Annotated in this window: 20 protein-coding genes; 6 read left to right on the forward strand and 14 right to left on the reverse strand. The window is 69.2% G+C overall.

Features of this window, described 5'->3' with window-relative positions; translation table 11 throughout:
* The first annotated feature begins 45 nt into the window (after positions 1-45).
* Together folP and glmM are read left to right on the forward strand one after the other, a co-directional pair.
* Positions 46-891, forward strand: a complete 846-nt coding sequence (gene folP / locus FFS10_RS04945; protein ID WP_137892141.1) for a dihydropteroate synthase — start codon at positions 46-48, stop codon at positions 889-891.
* Positions 892-961: 70 nt separating this feature from the next.
* Complete coding sequence (gene glmM, locus FFS10_RS04950; protein ID WP_137892143.1) at positions 962-2,296, forward strand: phosphoglucosamine mutase; 1,335 nt, start codon at positions 962-964, stop codon at positions 2,294-2,296.
* Between the two features lie 44 nt (positions 2,297-2,340).
* Here the strand turns inward: glmM and FFS10_RS04955 are convergent, their stop codons facing one another.
* Genes FFS10_RS04955 through FFS10_RS04985 form a run of 7 tightly spaced genes read right to left on the reverse strand, consistent with a single transcriptional unit; the run spans position 2,341 to position 8,184 of the window.
* Positions 2,341-3,261, reverse strand: coding sequence for a ribokinase (locus FFS10_RS04955; protein ID WP_137892300.1), 921 nt, complete (start codon positions 3,259-3,261; stop codon positions 2,341-2,343).
* A 20-nt stretch (positions 3,262-3,281) separates the two neighbouring features.
* Complete coding sequence (locus tag FFS10_RS04960) at positions 3,282-4,580, reverse strand: TRAP transporter large permease (RefSeq protein ID WP_137892145.1); 1,299 nt, start codon at positions 4,578-4,580, stop codon at positions 3,282-3,284.
* Complete coding sequence (locus FFS10_RS04965) at positions 4,577-5,056, reverse strand: TRAP transporter small permease (protein WP_137892147.1); 480 nt, start codon at positions 5,054-5,056, stop codon at positions 4,577-4,579. The genes FFS10_RS04960 and FFS10_RS04965 overlap by 4 nt, the downstream gene beginning before the upstream one ends.
* Before the next feature lie 2 nt (positions 5,057-5,058).
* Entirely contained in the window at positions 5,059-6,066 is a 1,008-nt protein-coding gene (locus tag FFS10_RS04970; protein ID WP_137892149.1) for a sialic acid TRAP transporter substrate-binding protein SiaP, read from the reverse strand.
* Positions 6,067-6,103: 37 nt separating this feature from the next.
* Positions 6,104-7,039, reverse strand: coding sequence for a dihydrodipicolinate synthase family protein (locus FFS10_RS04975; protein ID WP_137892152.1), 936 nt, complete (start codon positions 7,037-7,039; stop codon positions 6,104-6,106).
* Entirely contained in the window at positions 7,039-7,746 is a 708-nt protein-coding gene (locus FFS10_RS04980; RefSeq protein WP_137892154.1) for a GntR family transcriptional regulator, read from the reverse strand. Before FFS10_RS04980 ends, FFS10_RS04975 begins: the two co-directional genes overlap by 1 nt.
* 3 nt (positions 7,747-7,749) lie before the next feature.
* Complete coding sequence (locus tag FFS10_RS04985; RefSeq protein WP_137892156.1) at positions 7,750-8,184, reverse strand: RbsD/FucU family protein; 435 nt, start codon at positions 8,182-8,184, stop codon at positions 7,750-7,752.
* Positions 8,185-8,319: 135 nt separating this feature from the next.
* Here FFS10_RS04985 and FFS10_RS04990 point away from each other — a divergent pair, with 135 nt between their 5' ends.
* Positions 8,320-9,327 (forward strand): aldo/keto reductase, encoded by a 1,008-nt coding sequence (locus FFS10_RS04990; protein WP_137892158.1) that lies wholly within the window; start codon positions 8,320-8,322, stop codon positions 9,325-9,327.
* On the forward strand, positions 9,324-10,148 hold the full coding sequence (locus tag FFS10_RS04995) for an amidohydrolase family protein (protein WP_137892160.1): 825 nt from the start codon (positions 9,324-9,326) through the stop codon (positions 10,146-10,148). The genes FFS10_RS04990 and FFS10_RS04995 overlap by 4 nt, the downstream gene beginning before the upstream one ends.
* 95 nt (positions 10,149-10,243) lie before the next feature.
* On the opposite strand, the gene FFS10_RS05000 is transcribed toward FFS10_RS04995, so the two are convergent.
* A complete protein-coding gene (locus FFS10_RS05000) occupies positions 10,244-11,125 on the reverse strand; it encodes a LysR family transcriptional regulator (RefSeq protein WP_137892162.1) in 882 nt (293 codons plus the stop codon).
* A gap of 224 nt (positions 11,126-11,349) precedes the next feature.
* Here FFS10_RS05000 and FFS10_RS05005 point away from each other — a divergent pair, with 224 nt between their 5' ends.
* Positions 11,350-12,027: a glutathione S-transferase family protein gene (locus FFS10_RS05005; RefSeq protein ID WP_249931172.1), complete on the forward strand. Its 678-nt coding sequence runs from the start codon at positions 11,350-11,352 to the stop codon at positions 12,025-12,027.
* Positions 12,028-12,121: 94 nt separating this feature from the next.
* On the opposite strand, the gene FFS10_RS05010 is transcribed toward FFS10_RS05005, so the two are convergent.
* From FFS10_RS05010 to FFS10_RS05035, 6 genes are all read right to left on the reverse strand, one after another.
* On the reverse strand, positions 12,122-13,018 hold the full coding sequence (locus FFS10_RS05010; protein ID WP_137892168.1) for an NAD(P)-dependent oxidoreductase: 897 nt from the start codon (positions 13,016-13,018) through the stop codon (positions 12,122-12,124).
* 84 nt (positions 13,019-13,102) lie between these two features.
* A complete protein-coding gene (arsC, locus tag FFS10_RS05015; RefSeq protein WP_137892171.1) occupies positions 13,103-13,540 on the reverse strand; it encodes an arsenate reductase (glutaredoxin) in 438 nt (145 codons plus the stop codon).
* 21 nt (positions 13,541-13,561) lie between these two features.
* Positions 13,562-14,293, reverse strand: a complete 732-nt coding sequence (locus FFS10_RS05020; RefSeq protein WP_137892173.1) for an aquaporin — start codon at positions 14,291-14,293, stop codon at positions 13,562-13,564.
* Positions 14,290-14,802, reverse strand: coding sequence for an arsenate reductase ArsC (locus FFS10_RS05025; protein WP_137892175.1), 513 nt, complete (start codon positions 14,800-14,802; stop codon positions 14,290-14,292). Before FFS10_RS05025 ends, FFS10_RS05020 begins: the two co-directional genes overlap by 4 nt.
* Before the next feature lie 7 nt (positions 14,803-14,809).
* Complete coding sequence (locus FFS10_RS05030; protein ID WP_137892177.1) at positions 14,810-15,295, reverse strand: ArsI/CadI family heavy metal resistance metalloenzyme; 486 nt, start codon at positions 15,293-15,295, stop codon at positions 14,810-14,812.
* A gap of 28 nt (positions 15,296-15,323) precedes the next feature.
* Positions 15,324-15,662 carry an ArsR/SmtB family transcription factor gene (locus FFS10_RS05035; RefSeq protein ID WP_137892179.1) on the reverse strand — a complete coding sequence of 113 codons (339 nt, stop codon included), beginning with the start codon at positions 15,660-15,662 and terminating at the stop codon, positions 15,324-15,326.
* 151 nt (positions 15,663-15,813) lie between these two features.
* On the opposite strand from FFS10_RS05035, the gene FFS10_RS05040 reads away from it, so the two are divergent.
* On the forward strand, positions 15,814-17,721 hold the full coding sequence (locus FFS10_RS05040; RefSeq protein WP_137892182.1) for a PhoX family protein: 1,908 nt from the start codon (positions 15,814-15,816) through the stop codon (positions 17,719-17,721).
* Positions 17,722-17,729 lie beyond the last annotated feature (8 nt).

Consider the following 17,729-nt stretch of genomic DNA (forward strand, 5'->3'; position numbering starts at 1 on the left):
TCGGCCCCGTTTTTTCTTTCCTTCGCTCAATCGGATTCCCGCCTCATGATCTGGCAGACCAGCCGCTTCGACATCGACCTGAGCCAGCCCCGGGTCATGGGCATCGTCAACGTCACGCCCGACTCCTTCTCGGACGGCGGCCGCCACGCGACCACGGCCCAGGCCCTGCGCCACTGCGAGCGGCTGATCGAGCAGGGCGCCCATATCCTGGACATCGGCGGCGAATCGACGCGCCCCGGTGCGCCGGCCGTGCCGCTGGACGAGGAACTGGCCCGCGTGGTGCCGCTGGTGCGCGAGGCGGCCAGCCTGGGCGTGCCGCTGTCGGTCGACACCTACAAGCCCGAGGTCATGCAGGCCGTGCTGGACCAGGGCGCCGACATCGTCAACGACATCTGGGCGCTGCGCCAGGGCGATGCGGCCAATGTGGTGGCGCGCCACCCGCGCTGCGGCGTCTGCCTGATGCACATGCACGGCGAGCCGGCCAGCATGCAGGCCCGTCCCATGGCGGGCGAGGTGCTGCCCCAGGTGAGCGCCTTCCTGCGCGAGGCGGCCGAACGGCTGCAGGGGCTGGGGGTGCGCAAGGAGCGCATCACGCTGGATCCGGGCTGCGGTTTCGGCAAGACGGTGGCGCAGAACTTCAGCCTGCTGGCGCGCCAGGCCGAGCTGCTGGCCCTGGGCTACCCACTGCTGCTGGGGTGGTCGCGCAAGTCCTCGCTGGGCGCCGTGACCGCCGTGGGCGGCCAGCCCCTGCCGCCGCAGGAGCGCCTGGTGCCCAGCGTGGCCGCGGCCCTGCTGGCCGTGGAGCGCGGTGCGGCCATCGTGCGCGTGCACGATGTGCGCGAGACCGTGCAGGCGCTGCAGGTCTGGCAGGCCATGCAGGCGGCGGCCTGAGGGCACCCGGGACGGCCGCAGGGGGCATCCTAGAATCGACGGGACTATTCACAGTCAAGGGAACAGAAAAATGACGCGCAAATACTTCGGCACCGACGGCATCCGCGGCACCGTGGGCCAGGCCCCGATCACGCCCGACTTCGCGCTGCACCTGGCGCATGCCGTGGGCCGCGTGCTCAAGCGCAGCGAGGCGCATCCCACGGTGCTGATCGGCAAGGACACGCGCATCTCGGGCTATATGCTGGAGAGCGCGCTAGAGTCCGGCTTCAATTCCGCCGGGGTGGACGTGGTGCTGCTCGGCCCCGTGCCCACGCCCGCCGTGGCCTACCTCACGCGCGCCCAGCGCGCCAGCCTGGGTGTGGTCATCAGCGCCAGCCACAACCCGTTCCCCGACAACGGCATCAAGTTCTTCAGCGCCCAGGGCGCCAAGCTGCCCGACGCCTGGGAGCAGGCGGTGGAGGCCGCGCTGGAGGAGCCGCCCATGTGGGTCGACTCGGCCAGCCTGGGCAAGGCGCGGCGCCTGGACGACGCGGCCGGCCGCTACATCGAGTTCTGCAAGAGCACTTTCTCGCACGACCTCACGCTCAGGGGCCTGAAGATCGTGGTCGACGCTGCGCACGGCGCGGCCTACCACATCGCGCCCAAGGTATTCCACGAACTGGGCGCCGAGGTCGTGGCCATAGGCTGCGCGCCCGACGGCCTGAACATCAACCACGAGGTCGGCGCCACGCACCCGCAGGCCCTGGTCGAGGCCGTCAAGGCGCACAAGGCCGACTACGGCGTGGCGCTGGACGGCGACGCCGATCGCCTGCAACTGGTCGATGCGACGGGGCGTTTGTACAACGGCGACGAGCTGCTGTACCTGATGGTCGCCGACCGCATTGCGCGCGACGAGGACGTGCCGGGCGCCGTGGGTACGCTGATGACCAACATGGCCGTGGAGCTCGCGCTCAAGGCCAAGGGTGTGAAGTTCGTGCGCGCCAGGGTCGGCGACCGCTACGTGCTCGAGGAGTTGCACCAGCACCATTGGCTGCTCGGCGGCGAGGGCTCGGGCCACCTGCTGGCGCTGGACAAGCACACCACGGGCGATGGCCTGATCAGCGCATTGCAGGTGCTGCAGGCCTGCGTGGGCAGCGGCAAGACCCTGGCCGAGTTGCTGGCCGGCGTCACCCTGTTCCCGCAGACCCTGATCAACGTGCGGCTCGCGCCCGGCCAGGACTGGAAGGCCAGTGCCGGCCTGGCCGAGGCCCAGCGCGCGGTCGAGGCCGAACTGGGCCAGAGCGGGCGCGTGCTGATCCGCGCCAGCGGCACCGAGCCGCTGCTGCGCGTGATGGTGGAGGCGCGCGACCCGGCCCAGGCCCAGGCCTGCGCCGAACGCCTGGCGCAGGCGGTGCGGGCGGGATAGCGCGCGCCGTCGCCAGGCATGGCCGGCGCGCGCTGCGCGCCCGGCTAGGGCTGCTGCAACTGCTCGGCCACCTGGGCCCGCGTGGGCATGCCGTCTATGGCGCCACGACGCGTGACGGACAGGGCGGCCGCGGCGTTGGCCCAGCGCATGGCGGTCTGCAGCGCTTCGCCGCGCGCCAGGGCCGCGGCCAGGGCGCCGGTGAAGGTGTCGCCCGCGCCTATGGTGTCGGTCACGGGCATGGTCCGGCCGGCCAGGCCGAGGGGCGGCTGGCCGCCTTCAAACAGCCGGCAGCCGGCCGCGCCCAGCGTCACCAGCACGGCGCGCGGGCCGCGCGCCAGCAGGGCAAGGGCGGCGTCGGCGACCGGGACATCGGCGTCCAGGCCGGCCAGCGCCCGCAGTTCGGTCTCGTTGGGCGTGAGCACGTCCACCAGGGCCAGCAGTTCGTCCGGCAGGGGGCGGGCGGGCGCGGGGTTGAGTACGGTCCGCGCACCGGCCTCGCGGGCGATGCGAAAGGCCTCCAGCGTGGCGGGCAGAGGCACCTCGCACGAGGCCATGACGAGCTTGCAGCGCGCGAGCTGGTCGCGCGCGCCCTGCACCTGCCGCGCACCCAGTCCGCTGCCGGCGCCGGGCGCCACGGCGATGCTGTTGTCGCCATCGTCGTAAACCAGGATCTGCGCCACGCCGCTGTGCTCGCCGGCGGCCTGTTCGACATGGGTGGTGTCTATGCCCTCGGCGTGCCAGAGCTGCATGCCCATGCGCCCGAAATCGTCGTCGCCGATGCGCGCAATGAGCGCCACGCGCGCGCCCTGGCGCGCGGCGGCGACGGCGGCGTTGCTGCCCTTGCCGCCCGGGCTGATGCTGAAGGCGCTCGCCATCAGCGTCTCACCGCGGGCGACGGGCCGCGTGACCCTCGAAATCAGGTCGGCATTCCAGCTGGCGACGCAGACCACCTCGGCGGGCGCCACGGGTTTCTCGTCGCGCGCCACTATTTCGCTCCGTAGCCCATGGTCTTGGGCAGCCACAGCACGATCTCGGGGAAGACCGTCATGGCCAGCAGCAACATGAGCAGCATGACCAGGAACAGCCAGCCTTCCTTCATCATTTCGCCAATCGGGATGCCGGTCAGCGCCTTGGTCACGAACAGCAGCATGCCAAACGGCGGGTGGATCAGGCCGATCATCATGTTGAGCACCACCAGCACGCCGAAGTGCACCAGGTCCACGCCCAGCAGCTTGGCAGCGGGCAGCAGCATGGGTACGAACACCAGCAGCAGCACCGACACATCGAGGAAGCAGCCCAGCACCAGGAACATCAGGTTGACCAGCAGCAGGAAGCCGATTTGCGACAGCTGCATGCTGTCGACCCACTGCGCCATGGCCTGCGGCACGCCTTCCGCGGTGAACGCGTAGTTGAGCATGAAGGAGCCAGCCAGGATCATGGTGATCACGGCGCTGCTGCGGGTCGACTCCAGCACCACGCCCCAGAAGCTGCGCCAGCTCAGGGCGCGGTAGATCACGCCGGCCAGGACCAGGGCGTGAAAGGCGGCCACCGCGGCGGCTTCCGTGGGGGTGAAGGCGCCCGAGTAGATGCCGCCCAGCAGCACGATGGGTATGGACAGCGGCAGCGCGCCGCGAAACAGGATGGTGGGCCATTCGCTGCGCGGTACCTTGGCCTCGCGCGGCATATTGCGCTTCACGGCGATGAAGTGCACCACGACCATCATCAGCAGCGCCATCAGAAAGCCCGGCAGCACGCCGCCCAGGAACAGGGCGCCGACCGAAGCGCCCGACACCAGGGCGTAGATCACCATCGGGATGGAGGGAGGAATGATGGGGCCTAGCGTGGCGCTGGCCACCACCACGGCACCGGCGAAGCCGCGCGAATACTCAGGCTTCTTGAGCATCTGCTTGATGGTCACCAGGCCGGGGCCGGCCGCATCGGCGATGGCGCTGCCGCTCATGCCCGAGAACACCACGCTGACCAGGATGTCCACCTGGGCCAGGCCGCCGCGCAGGCGTCCGACCAGGATGCGGCAGAAGTCGAACAGGCGCTCGCTCACCGTGCCGGCGTTCATGATGCTGGCCGCGAACACGAAGAGCGGCACCGCCAGCAGCACATAGCTGTTGTACAAGCCGTTGCCCACCTGTTCGACCACCAGGCCGATGTCCTGGCGCTTGACCACCAGGTAGGCGATGCCTGAGGCCAGCATCGAAAAGCCGATCGGCATGCGCAGCAGCATGCCGGCCACGAGAACCAGAACAAGAGCCAGGAGTCCGTATGTCATATGCGCAGCTCCGCTTCAAGACCCACCCCCCGGACCGCGTTCCAGATGGCCCAGGCGGAGCGGACGACCAGTGCCACCAGCAGCAGCACGAAGGGGAGGAACACCCACATGAAGGGCAGGCCCAGCACGGGCGTGCCTTCGCGTGCCATGAACCGCACATAGTCCCAGCTGGCCGGAATGGCGTAGAGCGCCAGGCCGCCGATCAGCAGGTTGCCCACGATCTGCATCGCCCGCCGGGTGCGCCGGCTGACGCTGTTCCAGACCAGGTCGAACACCACATGCTCGCGCTCGGGCACGACGAAGGCCGCCGCCCAGAGAATGACCCAGATGTACAGGACCACGGCGGCTTCGTCGGTCCAGGCCAGCGGCTTGTCGAAGCCGAACCGTGCCGTGATCTGGATCACGAACACGATGAACAGGGCCAGGAACAGACCGCCGCCCATCGCGTCGGCAGCCTTCTTCGGCCAGCTTTTCATGCTCATTTCGTGGCGTTGATGCGCTCGACCAGCCCCTTGGGCCAGACCTTGGCGTACTCGGAGTTCTGGTAGGCGGTCTGCACCGACTTGCGGAAGGCGTCCACGTCGGGCGTGATGACCTGCAGGCCCTGCTGCTTGAAGAAGTCCACCAGTTGCGCCTCATCCTTGAGGCGGTTCTCGTTGTTGTAGGTCGCTGCGGCCTGCGCGGCCGCCTGGACCTTCTGCTTCTGCGCCGCGTTCATGGCGTTGTAGGACTTGTTGGAGATGGCGATGAAGATGCCGTCCACCAGATGGCTGGTCAGCACGATCTGCTTGGTCACTTCATAGAACTTGGCGGCGCGCACGGAGGGCAGGGGATTGTCCTGTCCGTCGATGGTGCCGGTCTTGAGGCCCAGGTATACCTCGCCGAAGGCCAGCGGCGTGGCGGTGGCGCCCAGCGCCTCGCCGAGGAACAGCCATTCCTTGGAGCCGGGCATGCGCAGCTTCACGTTCTTGAGGTCGGCCGGCGTCCTGACGTTGCGCGGCTCGCGCAGGTTGACCTGCCGGGTGCCGAGGTACGCGGTGGCCAGCGGCGTCACGTCCATCTTCTCCGACACGGTCTTGAACATCTCGGCGCCGATGGGGCCGTTGAACACCTTTTGCTGGTGCTGCGGATCCCGGATGATGTAGCCGGCCGTGAAGATGGAGAACTCCGGCACGAGCTTGGCGATGTCGAACGCCGAGATGGCCGACAGCTCCAGGTTGCCTCTGGCCATGGCGGCGGGCTCGGTGCCCTGCTTGAACAGCGAGGCGTTGAGGTTGATCTGCACGTCGAACTCGCCAGGAGCGCTCTTTTCGAGCGAGTCCTTGAACACCGTCCACATCTTGGCGTGCCAGTCGTCGGGCACGGCCGGGGTCGAGATGCGCAGCACCGTCTTGGTCTGCGCCTGCGCGGCGGGCAGCAGGGCGCCGGCCAAGGCGAGCGCCGAAGCGGCGGCCAGCACGCCGCGGCGGATCAGGGAAGCTTTCATGCGTGTCTCCTTTGTCGTTGGGGTGTGAGGGTGGCGGTCAGTCCGTCCGGGTGTCGATGCCGAAGCTGCGCAGCTGTTCTTCCAGCGTCCGCAGTTCCTGGGGGTTCAGCGCCAGCAGGGGAGGGCGCACGCGCAGCCACGCCGGGTCCTGGTCCAGGATGCTCATCACGCCCTTGAGCGCGGGCATCAGGGCATAGCCGCCCAGCAGGGCAATCAGCTGCTGGACGCGCTCGCGCTCGGCTGAGGTTGTGGGGGCGCCGGACTGCATCACCAGGCGATCGACCAGCCGGGGCATGAAGTTGGCAATGCCGCTCACCGCACCGGTGCTGCCCCGGCGGCCCATCTCGGGCAGGTCGGGTTCGTTGCCGACATAGACCATCAGCTCGGGCATGAAGGCTTCGGCCAGCGCCACCGAGTGCGCGGTGTCGCACGAGCTGTCCTTGATGCCGACGATGGTGTCGGGATAGAGCCTCTTGAGCGTGGCGATGACATGGTGCGACAGACCCACGCCCGCCACCTGGGGGATGTGGTAGAGGTAAAGCCGCAGGCGGGCGTCGGCTGCGCCGTCGATCACGTAGCGGTAGGCGTCGATGACACCCTGGTCCGGCACGCCCTTGAGGAAGAACGGCGGCAGCATCAGGCAGCCGTGCGCGCCGATGGACAGCGCGTGGCGGGTCAACTCCAGCGTCTCGGGCAGGGCCGCGCAGCTGGTCGAGACCAGGATGCGCGAGGCCGGGATGCCGCCGGCAACCAGGGCGTCCACCGCTGCGCGGCGCTCGGCCAGGGAAAAGGACGGGCCTTCGCCCGTGGTGCCGAACGGCGTGACCCCGCCGCAGCCGGCGTCGAGCAGCCGCTGGCAGTGCCTGATCAGTCTGGCGTGGTCTATGCTCAGGTCGGGGTTCAGCGGGGTCAGCAGGGCGGGCCAGATGCCGCGAAACGGGGCCGCATGGCCGGGGGAGAGGGAGGTTGGCATTATTTGAGGTGCTCCATGGACCACGGCAGTTCGGGCCGTGGCAGTCCTAGCACGCGACGGTGCGCGCTTTCGATGTGGTGGTTCAGCCGCTCGGCAACGGCGACGGGATCGCGGCGCTTGAGCGCATCGATGAACCAGAGGTGCTCTTCCATCGCAGGCAGCAGCACCTCGGCCGACAGCAGCGAGCCTTCGAGCTTGATGAGGCGCACGCGCAGGCTGTTGACGCGGTAGATCTGCGAGATCAGCTCGTTGTCCAGCGCATCGATCATCAGGTCGTGCAAGCCCCAGTCCACCGTGGTGGCGTCGGTCAGCAGCTGATCGTCGATGGGACCACGGCGCGCGCGCCGCACGATGTCCAGGTGCGCCTCCTCCAATGCGGCCAGCTCGGCGTCGGACACGGTGCTCACGAACTTGAGGGCGGCTTCGCGCTCGAGCAGCAGGCGAAGCTGGAAAGCGTTGTTGATGAGCTTGAGGTCGACATGGGCCACCTGCAGGCCGCGCTGGGGCACGGTGCGCAGCAGTCCCTCCGCTTCCAGGCGCGGGATCAGCTCGCGCACGGCGCCCAGCGGCATGCCCAGCAGCTGCATTAGCTCGCGCTGCGAAATGAACTGGCCCGGACGGATGTTGGCTTCCACGATCTGCTGCTGGAAGCTGGCGTAGGCCTGGGCGCGCAGGCTGACGTGGGGGGCGCGTGCTGCCGTGCTCATGGTTCAGCCGATCACGCCCTTGCGCAGCAGGATGTTGCCGTAGGTGCGGCGCTCTCCGGTGCGCACAATCGCAAAGGCCGAGCGCGCACGCTCGTAGAAGGCGAAGCGCTCCAGCGGGACAGGGGCCTTCTCGCCCGCGTCCTGCAGCAGGCGGTGGAACTCGGCCACGGCCTCGGGCACGGCGGCCGGATCGCCCACCACCTGCATGGTCCACGCCGCCTCGGGCACGAAGTCGTCCAGCGGCAGCACCTGCAGGACGGCGCGCAGCGCCTCGGGCGCGTTGGCGCCGGCCAGCTGCACCAGGCGCGCACCGCTCAACTGGGCCACCCGGGCGGCCGGGAAGTTGGCGTCCACTATGGCCAGGTCGTCGCCATGGCCCATGCTTGCCAGGGCGTGCAAGGCATCGGGGGTGAGCAGCGAAGGCAGGTTCTTTAGCATGGGGCGGGGGTGCTTATACGCGGCAATGGGGCAAGACCAGGAAGTCGCCCTGAGGGGGCTCATCCGGGTTTTCCTCATCGCCAGAACTAACATGTTAGCTGTAAGCTAGGTGATCATTTACCAGGGATTACCCTCATGGCTCATGGAGTTTTTCAAGCCTGCCAGCCCGATGGCCTGGCTCTGGGACTGGGCGGTGCGCCGCTGGGCAACCTCTTCGAACGCGTGGAAGAGGGCGATGCGCGCGAGCTGCTGGAGGTGGCCTGGGCCTCGGGCTGCCGCAGTTTCGACACCGCGCCGCACTACGGCCACGGCCTGTCCGAGCGGCGGCTGGGCGATGCGCTGCGCGCCAGGCCGCGCGACGACTATGTGCTGGCCAGCAAGGTGGGGCGGCTGCTGACGGCCAGTCCGGGCGCCGCGCGCGACCAGCACGGCTATGTCGACGTGCTGCCGTTCAATCAGCACTGGGACTACAGCGCCGCCGGCGTGCGCCGCAGCGTCGAGGACAGCCTGCAGCGGCTGGGCCTGTCCCGGCTGGACGTGGCCTTTGTGCACGACATGGACGCCGCCACGCACGGCGAGCGGGCGCCCGCCGTCCTGCGCCAGGTGCTCCATGAAACCCTGCCCGCGCTGCAGCAGCTCAAGCGGGAGGGGATGATCCGCGCCGTGGGCCTGGGCACCAACGACGTGGCGGTGGTGCTGCAGGTGCTGCGCCATGCCGGACTGGACACGCTGATGCTGGCCGGCCGCTACAGCCTGCTCGACCACAGCGCGCTGCCGCAGCTGCTGCCGCAATGCGCGAGCCGCGGCGTGCGCATCGCGCTGGGCGGCGTGTTCAACTCGGGCATTCTCGCCACGGGCGTGAAAGGCGGGGGCGGCCTGTTCAACTACGGGCCGGCGGAACGCGAGTGGGTGGAGCGCACGGCGCGCATCGAAGCCCTCTGCGAGGCCCACGGCGTTCCCTTGCGCGCGGCGGCGCTGCAGTTTCCGCTGGCGCATCCGGCGGTCGAGATCGTGATGCTGGGCGCGCGCCGCGATGCGGAATGGCGTGATGCGCAGGCCATGCTGCGCCACCCCGTGCCCGCGGATTTCTGGCGCGAGATGCGCGCGCAGGGATTGCTGCCGCAGGAGGCGCCCACGCCATGATCGTCGACGCGCACTTTCACAGCTGGCGGCTCGCGCGCGGCGACTACGGCTGGCTGACGCCTGAACTCGGCCCCATCTACCGCGATGTGGACGTGGCGGACTGGCTGGCCGAAGCCCGCCCGCACGGCGTGGCCGGCGGCGTGCTGGTGCAGGCCGCGCCGACCGAAGCGGAAACCCATCACTTGCTGGCGCTGGCCGACAGCCACCCCCAGGTGCTGGGCGTGGTGGGCTGGGTGGACCTGCTTGCCGCCGATGCAGCAGACCGCATCGGCGCGCTGGCGCGCCACCCCAGGCTCAAGGGCCTGCGCCCCATGCTGCAGGACATCGCGGACACGGACTGGATGCTCCAGCCCGCGCTGGCGCCCGCCTTGCAGGCCATGGCGGCCCATGGTCTGGTGCTCGATGCGCTGGTGCAGCCGCGCCACCTGGGCGCTTTGCTGTCGTTGGCTGCGGCGCATCCGCGCCTGCGCATCGTGATCGACCATGCGGCCAAGCCCGACATTGCGCGTGGCCAGTGGGAGCCCTGGGCGCAGGACATGGCGCGCCTGGGCGCGCAGACCCAGGCCGTGTGCAAGCTCTCGGGCCTGCTGACCGAAGCCGGCCCCGCGCCGGCGGCGGGGGCTGCCAGCCGCTGGGGGCGGCATGTGCTGTCCGTTTTCGGAGCCGAGCGCGTGCTCTGGGGCAGCGACTGGCCCGTGTTGCAGCGCGCCGCCTCCTATGCGCGCTGGTGGGCCGACACCCAGGTCCTGCTGGCAGACCAGGGAGATGCGGCGCGCGCCTCCGTGCTGGGGGGCAATGCGCGGCGGGTTTACCGCTTGTAGGCCAGCCCGGAACTGTGGCGTATGGCGCTGACGCGTTTTTTCATCGTCCGCGTCCACCTTGGGTTCAAGCGGTTGTCCGCGGAAGTCCGTTCATCTCACAGAGACAGTGTTCGTGACAGGTGCCCAAATACCGTTGACACTCGCCTGACATGCCGCGACTCGGGATGTGTGAGGAGCCAGAGTTCGGTTTGGCATTCATCGATCTCCTCGGTCAGCTGTACCAGGTCAGGATGCGATTGCGCCAGAAATAGGGGCAGCACACCCACACCCAGCCCCAGAGCCACGAGTTCCATCACCGTCAGGATGCTGTTGACGCGGTAGCTCGGCAACGCTGTCTTGAAGTGCTTTTTCCGCCACAGCACGGAAGGGTGCTCGGGCAGCGCGTCATCGGTCGCAATCCATGGCGCCTTGCCCGCCTCCACATCCTTGTAGCGCCGCACGGCCCCCTTCTTCGCCGCGAACAGCGCCACCCGGATGGGGCCGACATGCTTCCCGACCAGGTGCTGCGGCGGTCGCTTGGTGGCTCGCACCGCAATATCCGCATCGCGCCGGGTCAGGCTGGCGAGTTCATTGCCCGTGTGCAACTCGTACGCCAGCAAGGGGTGGGCGGCATGGAGCTCCTTCAGCGCGGGCGCCACCAGGCCGTGCAGGACCGTGTCCGTCGTCGTGATGCGGACGGTCCCGGAAACTTGCTCGGACCTCAACTGCGCAACCGACCGCGCCGATTCAAGTTGGGCTTCCAATTGCTCGGCATGCTCGGCCAGCGCCTGGGCAAGCTCCGAAGGCCCGTAGCCAGTGCGAGAGCGCTCGAACAAGCGCTGCCCCAGGCCGCGTTCGATGCGCTGAATGGAACGGAACACGGTGGACGCATCCACTCCCAGTCTCTCCCCCGCGGCGGCAACGGTTCCGGTCCGAACCATCGCCAGAACGGTTTCCAGATCGGCTGCACTGAGCTTGTATTGCGTTTTTGCATTCATGATTTGCACTGGTGCCTATTTTTTATGCATCTATGCAATCGTACAGTCACGCCATCCTTAACTGAGTTGCGAGATTCCATGAGTCAATCAGTCACTGCGGACGCCGGGGCATACGGATCCGCGCAGCCACGTACCGGCCTCGGTGTTGCTGGGGCTGCTCGACGATGGCGCGTCGGCGATGCGTCGCTGCGATCGACCCGCGCCCCGCACCTGAGGAGAGCATCGTGACCACGCACCTCACCCTCATTAGCCACCTCCTATGCCCCTATGTGCAGCGCGCAGCGATCGTGCTGAGGGAAAAGGGTGTTCCCTTCGAGCGCAGGGAGGTGGATCTGGCGAACAAGCCGGACTGGTTCCTTGAGCTCTCGCCGCTGGGCAAGACGCCGGTGCTGCTGGTGGACGGCGAGGAGATCTTCGAGTCGGTCGTCATCTGCGAATTCCTGGACGAGACGCAGGCCCCTCGTCTTCACCCGGAGAACCCGTTGGAGCGCGCCAGGCACCGTGCCTGGATGGAGTTCGGCTCGTCGCTTCTGAACACGATCTGGGCCTTCTACTCGGCGAGCGATGAGGGAGCCCTGACCACCAAGGCCAAGGAAATCCGGGCGCGCTTCGAGCAGCTCGAATCCATCCTCGGCGCCGGCCCCTACTTCGCAGGGCGCCGCTTCAGCATCGTCGACGCGGTGTTCGGCCCCGTCTTCAGATACTTCGACTTGTTCGATGGCATCAGCGACTTCGGCTTCTTCAACGGTTTGCCCAAGGTGAGCGCCTGGCGCGCCCAGCTCTCAGTCCGCCCGTCTGTGCAAGACGCCGTGCGTACGGACTACCCCGAACGGCTGCGGGCCTTCCTGCACAGCCGCCAGTCGGCGCTCTCGCGGCGAATGGACGCAGTTTTGCTGCTTTGACTGATCCAAGTCCGGGGATCCGCCATGCCCCATCCCGTCACCGCGCTCATCGACGGGCGTGCCCTCGGCCTTCAATTTCCGGGGCGCAGCAAGACTAGGCCCTGGGCGCAATCTGCGCCCCGGTGAGCTTCTCCTGCGCCGTCACCAGCGCGGGAACGAACTGCTTGCCCTGGCCCAGCGCCGAGGCCGTGGCCAGGCTCTGGTGCACGGCTTCGCCGACCAGGGAGGGCACGTTGACCTGCTCGGCCAGGTGGGTGTAGTAGCGCAGGTCCTTGCGCGCGTTGTCGAGCTCGAACTTCAGGCCCGTGAAATCGCCCTGCAGGGTCTTGGCCATGGCCTGGAACAGGCCCGAGTTGACCGCGCCGGCCGACACCACCTTGACCAGCTGCTGCAGGTCCACGCCGGCCTTGGCGCCGACCGCGAAGGCCTCGGCCGTGGCGGTACAGATGGCCTGGGCGACGAAGTTGTTGAGCAGCTTGATCACATGGCCCGCGCCGGGGCCGCCGACATGGAAGATGTTCTCGCAATAGGCCTGCAGCACGGGCTGGATGCGCGCGAACACCTCGGGCTCGGCGCCGACCATGGTGTTGAGCTTGCCGAGCTCGGCCTCCACCGGGGTGCGCGCCAGCGGCGCGTCGACCAGGGTGACGCCGCGCGCACGGCACAGGGCGGCCAGGCGCGCCGTGGACTCGGGTTCGCTGGTCGAGGTGTCGATCACCACCAAGCCCTCGCGCGCCGCTGACAGCAGGCCGCGCTCGCCGCCCAGGCAGGCCTCGACCTGGGGCGTGCCGGTGACGCAGAGGATGACCGCGTCGCAGGCGCCGAGCTCGGCCGGGTTGGCCACTTCGCGGGCGCCGGCCGCCAGCAGGTCGGCCACGCCCTCGCGGTTGCGGTGCACGGTGAGCGAGAGCGCATAGCCCTTGGCGAGCAGGTTCTTCGCGATGCCGTGGCCCATGAGGCCGGATGCGCCGATGAAGCCGATCTGTTTCACTGCCTTGTCTCCTCGGTTTGGAATCGTAAGATCATCATACCTTTGAGTGGCAGCTGCCGCAGCGGCGCTCCGCCGCTGCCAGCTTCAGTCGGAAGCCTGGTTCACGCGGCGACCCTGCGCGTCGACCACCGGCTCGCCGTCCTCCTTGCTGAAGGCGCCGCGTTGCGCCTGGGGCAGGATGTCGAGCACGGCCTCGGAGGGGCGGCACAGGCGCGTGCCCAGCGGCGTGACCACGATGGGGCGGTTGATCAGGATGGGGTGGGCCAGCATGGCGTCGATCAGCTCGTCGTCACTGCGCGCCGGGTTGGCCAGGTCCAGCTCCTGGTACAGCGCCTCCTTGCTGCGCATGACTTCGCGCACGGAGCCGCCGATGGCGGCGATCAGCGCCAGCAGTTCGGTGCGGCTGGGCGGGGTCTTCAGGTACTCGACGACGCGCGGCTCGGCGCCGCTGTTGCCAATCAGCGCCAGCGTGTTGCGCGAGGTGCCGCATTGGGGGTTGTGGTAGATGGTGATGTCGCTCATGGAAGAGGTTTCGCGTAGGGTTCAGGCCTCGGGCGCCAGCCGGCGTGCCAGGGCGACGCCGGCCCAGGCGCCCAGGCTTTGCGCGAGCACGAAGCCCGGGGCGCTGGCCGGCGCGATGCCGGCGAAGCTGTCGCTGAACATGCGGCCGAACACGGCGGCTGGGTTGGCAAAGCTGGTGCTCGCGGTGAACCAGTAGGCCGCGCCTATGGTGCAGGCGACCAGGGCGCTGGCCCGGGCCTGCACGCCGGCCGCGCCGCTGCGCACGATCACGAACAGCAGGCTGGCCGTGGCCACGGCTTCGGCCAGCCAGGGGCCCCAGCCAAACGGGGCGCCGGCGCGCTGACGCGTGCTGATCTGCAGCAGGGGCAGCTCGAACATGGCGTTGGCCAGCCAGGCGCCGAGCAGGGCGCCGGCCAGCTGGGCGGCGACGAAGACCGCCACGGCGCGCCAGCGCGCGCGGCCCGGGGCCTGGCCGGGCGGTCCCAGCAGCAGCGTGACCAGGGGGTTGAAATGCGCGCCGCTGACCGGGCCCAGGGTCTCGATCAGCACATAGAGCGCGAACACCGTGGCCAGGGTGTTGGCCAGCAGGGCCAGGCCTGCGTTGCCGCCGGACAGGCGCTCGGCCATGATGCCGGAGCCGATCACGGCGCACAGCAGCGCGGCCGTGCCCAGGAACTCGGCCAGTGCCTGGCGGCCCAGGGTGCTTGCGCGGGGGACGGCGACGCCGATGGGAGAGGGCGCGGCGCTGCTCATGCGCTCTGGGCCAGAAGGCGTGCGCTGTCCTGCAGCCGCGACGCCTGCAGCTTCTCGGCCGGCAGGTTGACCAGCAGCTCCAGCCGTCTGCGCATGGCGTGCAGGGTCTGGCGGAAGGCTTCGAGCTTCACCGCGTCGGGAGCCTCGCCGGCCGAGGGGTCGGGGTAGCCCCAGTGCGCGGTCGCGGGGTGGCCGGGCCAGTAAGGACAGGCCTCGCCGGCGGCGCTGTCGCAGACCGTGATGACCAAGTCCATGGGCGGCGCATCGGGACCGGCGAACTCGTCCCAGCTCTTGCTGCGCAGGCCTTCGGTGGGAATGCCCGCGCCTTGCAGCACCTGCAGGCCCAGGGGATTGGGCTGCTGGTTGGCGCGCGGGCTGCTGCCGGCGGAATAGGCCTTGAAGCGGCCCTGGCCGAGGTGGTTGAGCAGGGCCTCGGCCAGGATGCTGCGGGCCGAGTTGTGGGTGCAAAGGAACAGCACCTGGAGGGGGCGGGTGGTCTTGTTGGTCATGGGGCGTTCAGCAGCAGGAGGCACCGGAGGCGGTGGAGGCGGTGGAGGGGGCGCAGCAGGCCGGCGCGGCTGCCGCAGCGGTCTTGGCCTGGGGCGTGCAACAGGCCGTGCCCTTGCCCTGGCCGAACACCGGAATGCTGCCCAGCGTCTGGAACTGTTCCCAGGCCAGGCCTTGAGGATCGGTCAGCCAGTGCTTGTCGCTGCGCGCATAGCAGCAGTCGGTCTCGCCTTCGTCGAGCAGGGCCAGGTCGGCCTGGCGCGCCTGGGCTTTCAGCGCGGCCAGGTCCTCGGGGCTGTCGACCTGGATGCCCAGGTGGTCCAGGCCAGGCGCGGCGCCCCGGGTCGAGATCGCGAAGTTGACCGGCGGATCGTCCAGCATCCACTTGGCATAGTCGGCCTCGGTGCGGGCCGGTGGCTGGTGGAACAGCGCCGAATAGAAGCGGATATTGGCGTCCAGGTCGGCGACATGCAGGTGGACATGAAAGCGTTTCATGGCGATCTCCAGGCAGTGAAAGAGGGCTTCAGCAACTGCGGCAGGCGGCTTCGGCGGGCCCGATCTCGCAGGCGCCGCCGGCGCAGCAGTGCTGGGTGAGGTAGGCCAGCAGGCCGTTCATGCGCGCGAAGCTGGCACGGTAGACCAGGTAGCGGCCGCGCGGCTCGCTGCTGACCAGGCCCGCGTGCGCGAGCTCCTTGAGGTGGAACGACAGGGCACTGGGCGCCACGCCCAGCTGCTCGGCCATGGCGCCGGGCGTCAGGCCGGCCGGGCCCGCCACCACCAGGGCGCGGAAGGCGCGCAGCCGCTGGGGCTGGGCCAGCGCGGCCAGCGCCTGCACGGTCTGCGGCTCGTCGAGTGCTGTCATTTCCATTTTTCAATGATAGTTGAAATATTGAATTCATGCCGGCGACCGCTGCAGCAGGGCCGCCTTGTCACGAACCCGTCATGCCTCGGACATTTCCGCGTCACGCGGCTTGCGCAACATCGCCCTGTTCATACCCGGGAGAGACAGCGCCATGAGCAAGGATTTCAGCCGGATGGAGGATTCCAACCGCTCCATCAACCCCAGCATCCACGAAGTGTCGGACCCCGCGCGCCGCCTGTTCGTCAAGGGCGGCATGGCGGCCGCCGTGGGCGGGCTGTTCGCCGGCCTCGCCGGCTGCGCCACGCCGGCCGAAGGCGGCAAGTCGCTGCTGGGCTTCAAGGGCGTGCCGGTGTCCACGGCCGACAGCATCGTGGTGCCCGAGGGCTATGTGGCCCAGGTGATCGCGCCCTGGGGCGACCCGGTCGGCCTGTCGGGCGACCTGCCCAAATTCAAGCCCGATGCCAGCAACACGGCCGCCGAGCAGGAGGCCCAGCTCGGCATGCATCACGACGGCATCCATTATTTCCCCCAGGATGGTTCGAAGAACGGTCTGCTGGTGATGAACCACGAGTACGTGGACGACGGCCTGCTGCATCCGGACGGCATGAAGACCTGGAGCGCGGCCAAGGTGCGCAAGGCCCAGGCCGCGCACGGCGTCTCGGTGCTGGAGGTCGAGCAGCAGGATGGCCAGTGGCGCGTCGTGCTGCCCTCGCCCTGGGCGCGCCGCATCACGGCCAGCACGCCCATGGCGGTGAGCGGCCCGGCGGCCGGCCATGCGCTGATGAAGACCGCGGCCGATACCAGCGGCCGGCGCGTGCTGGGCACGCTGAACAACTGCGGCAGCGGCATCACGCCCTGGGGCACCTACCTGACCTGCGAGGAAAACTTCATTTTCTACTTCAAGGGCCCGGAGCAACCGAGCGCCCATGAGGCGCGCTGGGGTCTGCGCAAGGGCGATCCGACGGGCTACCGCTGGCACGAACACGACGAGCGCTTCGACGCCGGCAAGCACCCGAACGAGCCGCACCGCTTCGGCTGGGTGGTCGAGATCGATCCGCTCAACCCGAGCTCCACGCCGGTCAAGCGCACGGCCCTGGGCCGCGCCGCGCACGAGGGCGCGACCGTGGCCGTGACCCGCGACGGCCGGGCGGTGGTGTATTCGGGCGAGGACGCGCGCTTCGAGTACATCTACAAGTTCGTCAGCCGCGACCGGATCCAGCCCGGCGGCGCACGCGCCAATGCCGAGCTGCTGGACCATGGCACGCTCTACGTGGCCCGTTTCGACGCCAACGGCCAGGGCCAGTGGCTGCCGCTGCTGCACGGCCAGGGGCCGCTGACGGCGGCCAAGGGCTTCGCCGACCAGGGCGAGGTGCTGATCAAGGCGCGCCAGGCCAGCGACCTGCTGGGCGCGACCAAGATGGACCGCCCGGAATGGATCGCGGTCGACCAAAAGCGCGGCGAGGTCTACTGCACGCTGACCAACAACAGCAACCGCGGCGGCGAGCGCCAGCCCGGCACGGACGCGCCCAACCCGCGCGCCAACAACACCATGGGCCACATCATCAAGTGGCGCGAGTCCGGCGACTTCCATGGCGAGCGCTTCGTCTGGAACCACTTCGTGCTGGCCGGCGACCCGGCGAACGCGCGGCCCGAAGCCAAGGGCAACGTGCGCGGAGACGCCTTCGCCTGCCCGGACGGCCTGTGGATGGACGCGCGCGGCGTGCTGTGGGTGCAGACCGACATGTCGACCTCGGCCATGGGCAAGGGCGACCTGGCCGGCCTGGGCAACAACGTCATGCTGGCCGCCGACCCGACCACGGGCGAGATCCGCCGCTTCCTGAGCGGCCCGCGCGGCAGCGAGATCACCGGCGTGACCACCACGCCCGACGGCCGGACCATGTTCGTCAACATCCAGCACCCGGGCGAAAGCCCGAGCGAGCGCAGCGACCCTGCCAACACCAAGGCCGTCAGCAGCTGGCCCGACGGCCCGGCAGGCGGTCGCCCGCGCTCGGCCACCGTGGTCGTACGGCGCAAGGACGGCGGCGTCGTCGGCGCCTGAGGCCGGTC

The sequence above is a fragment of the Ramlibacter sp. 2FC genome (assembly GCF_005503345.1).
Taxonomy (GTDB): Bacteria; Pseudomonadota; Gammaproteobacteria; order Burkholderiales; family Burkholderiaceae_C; genus SCMQ01.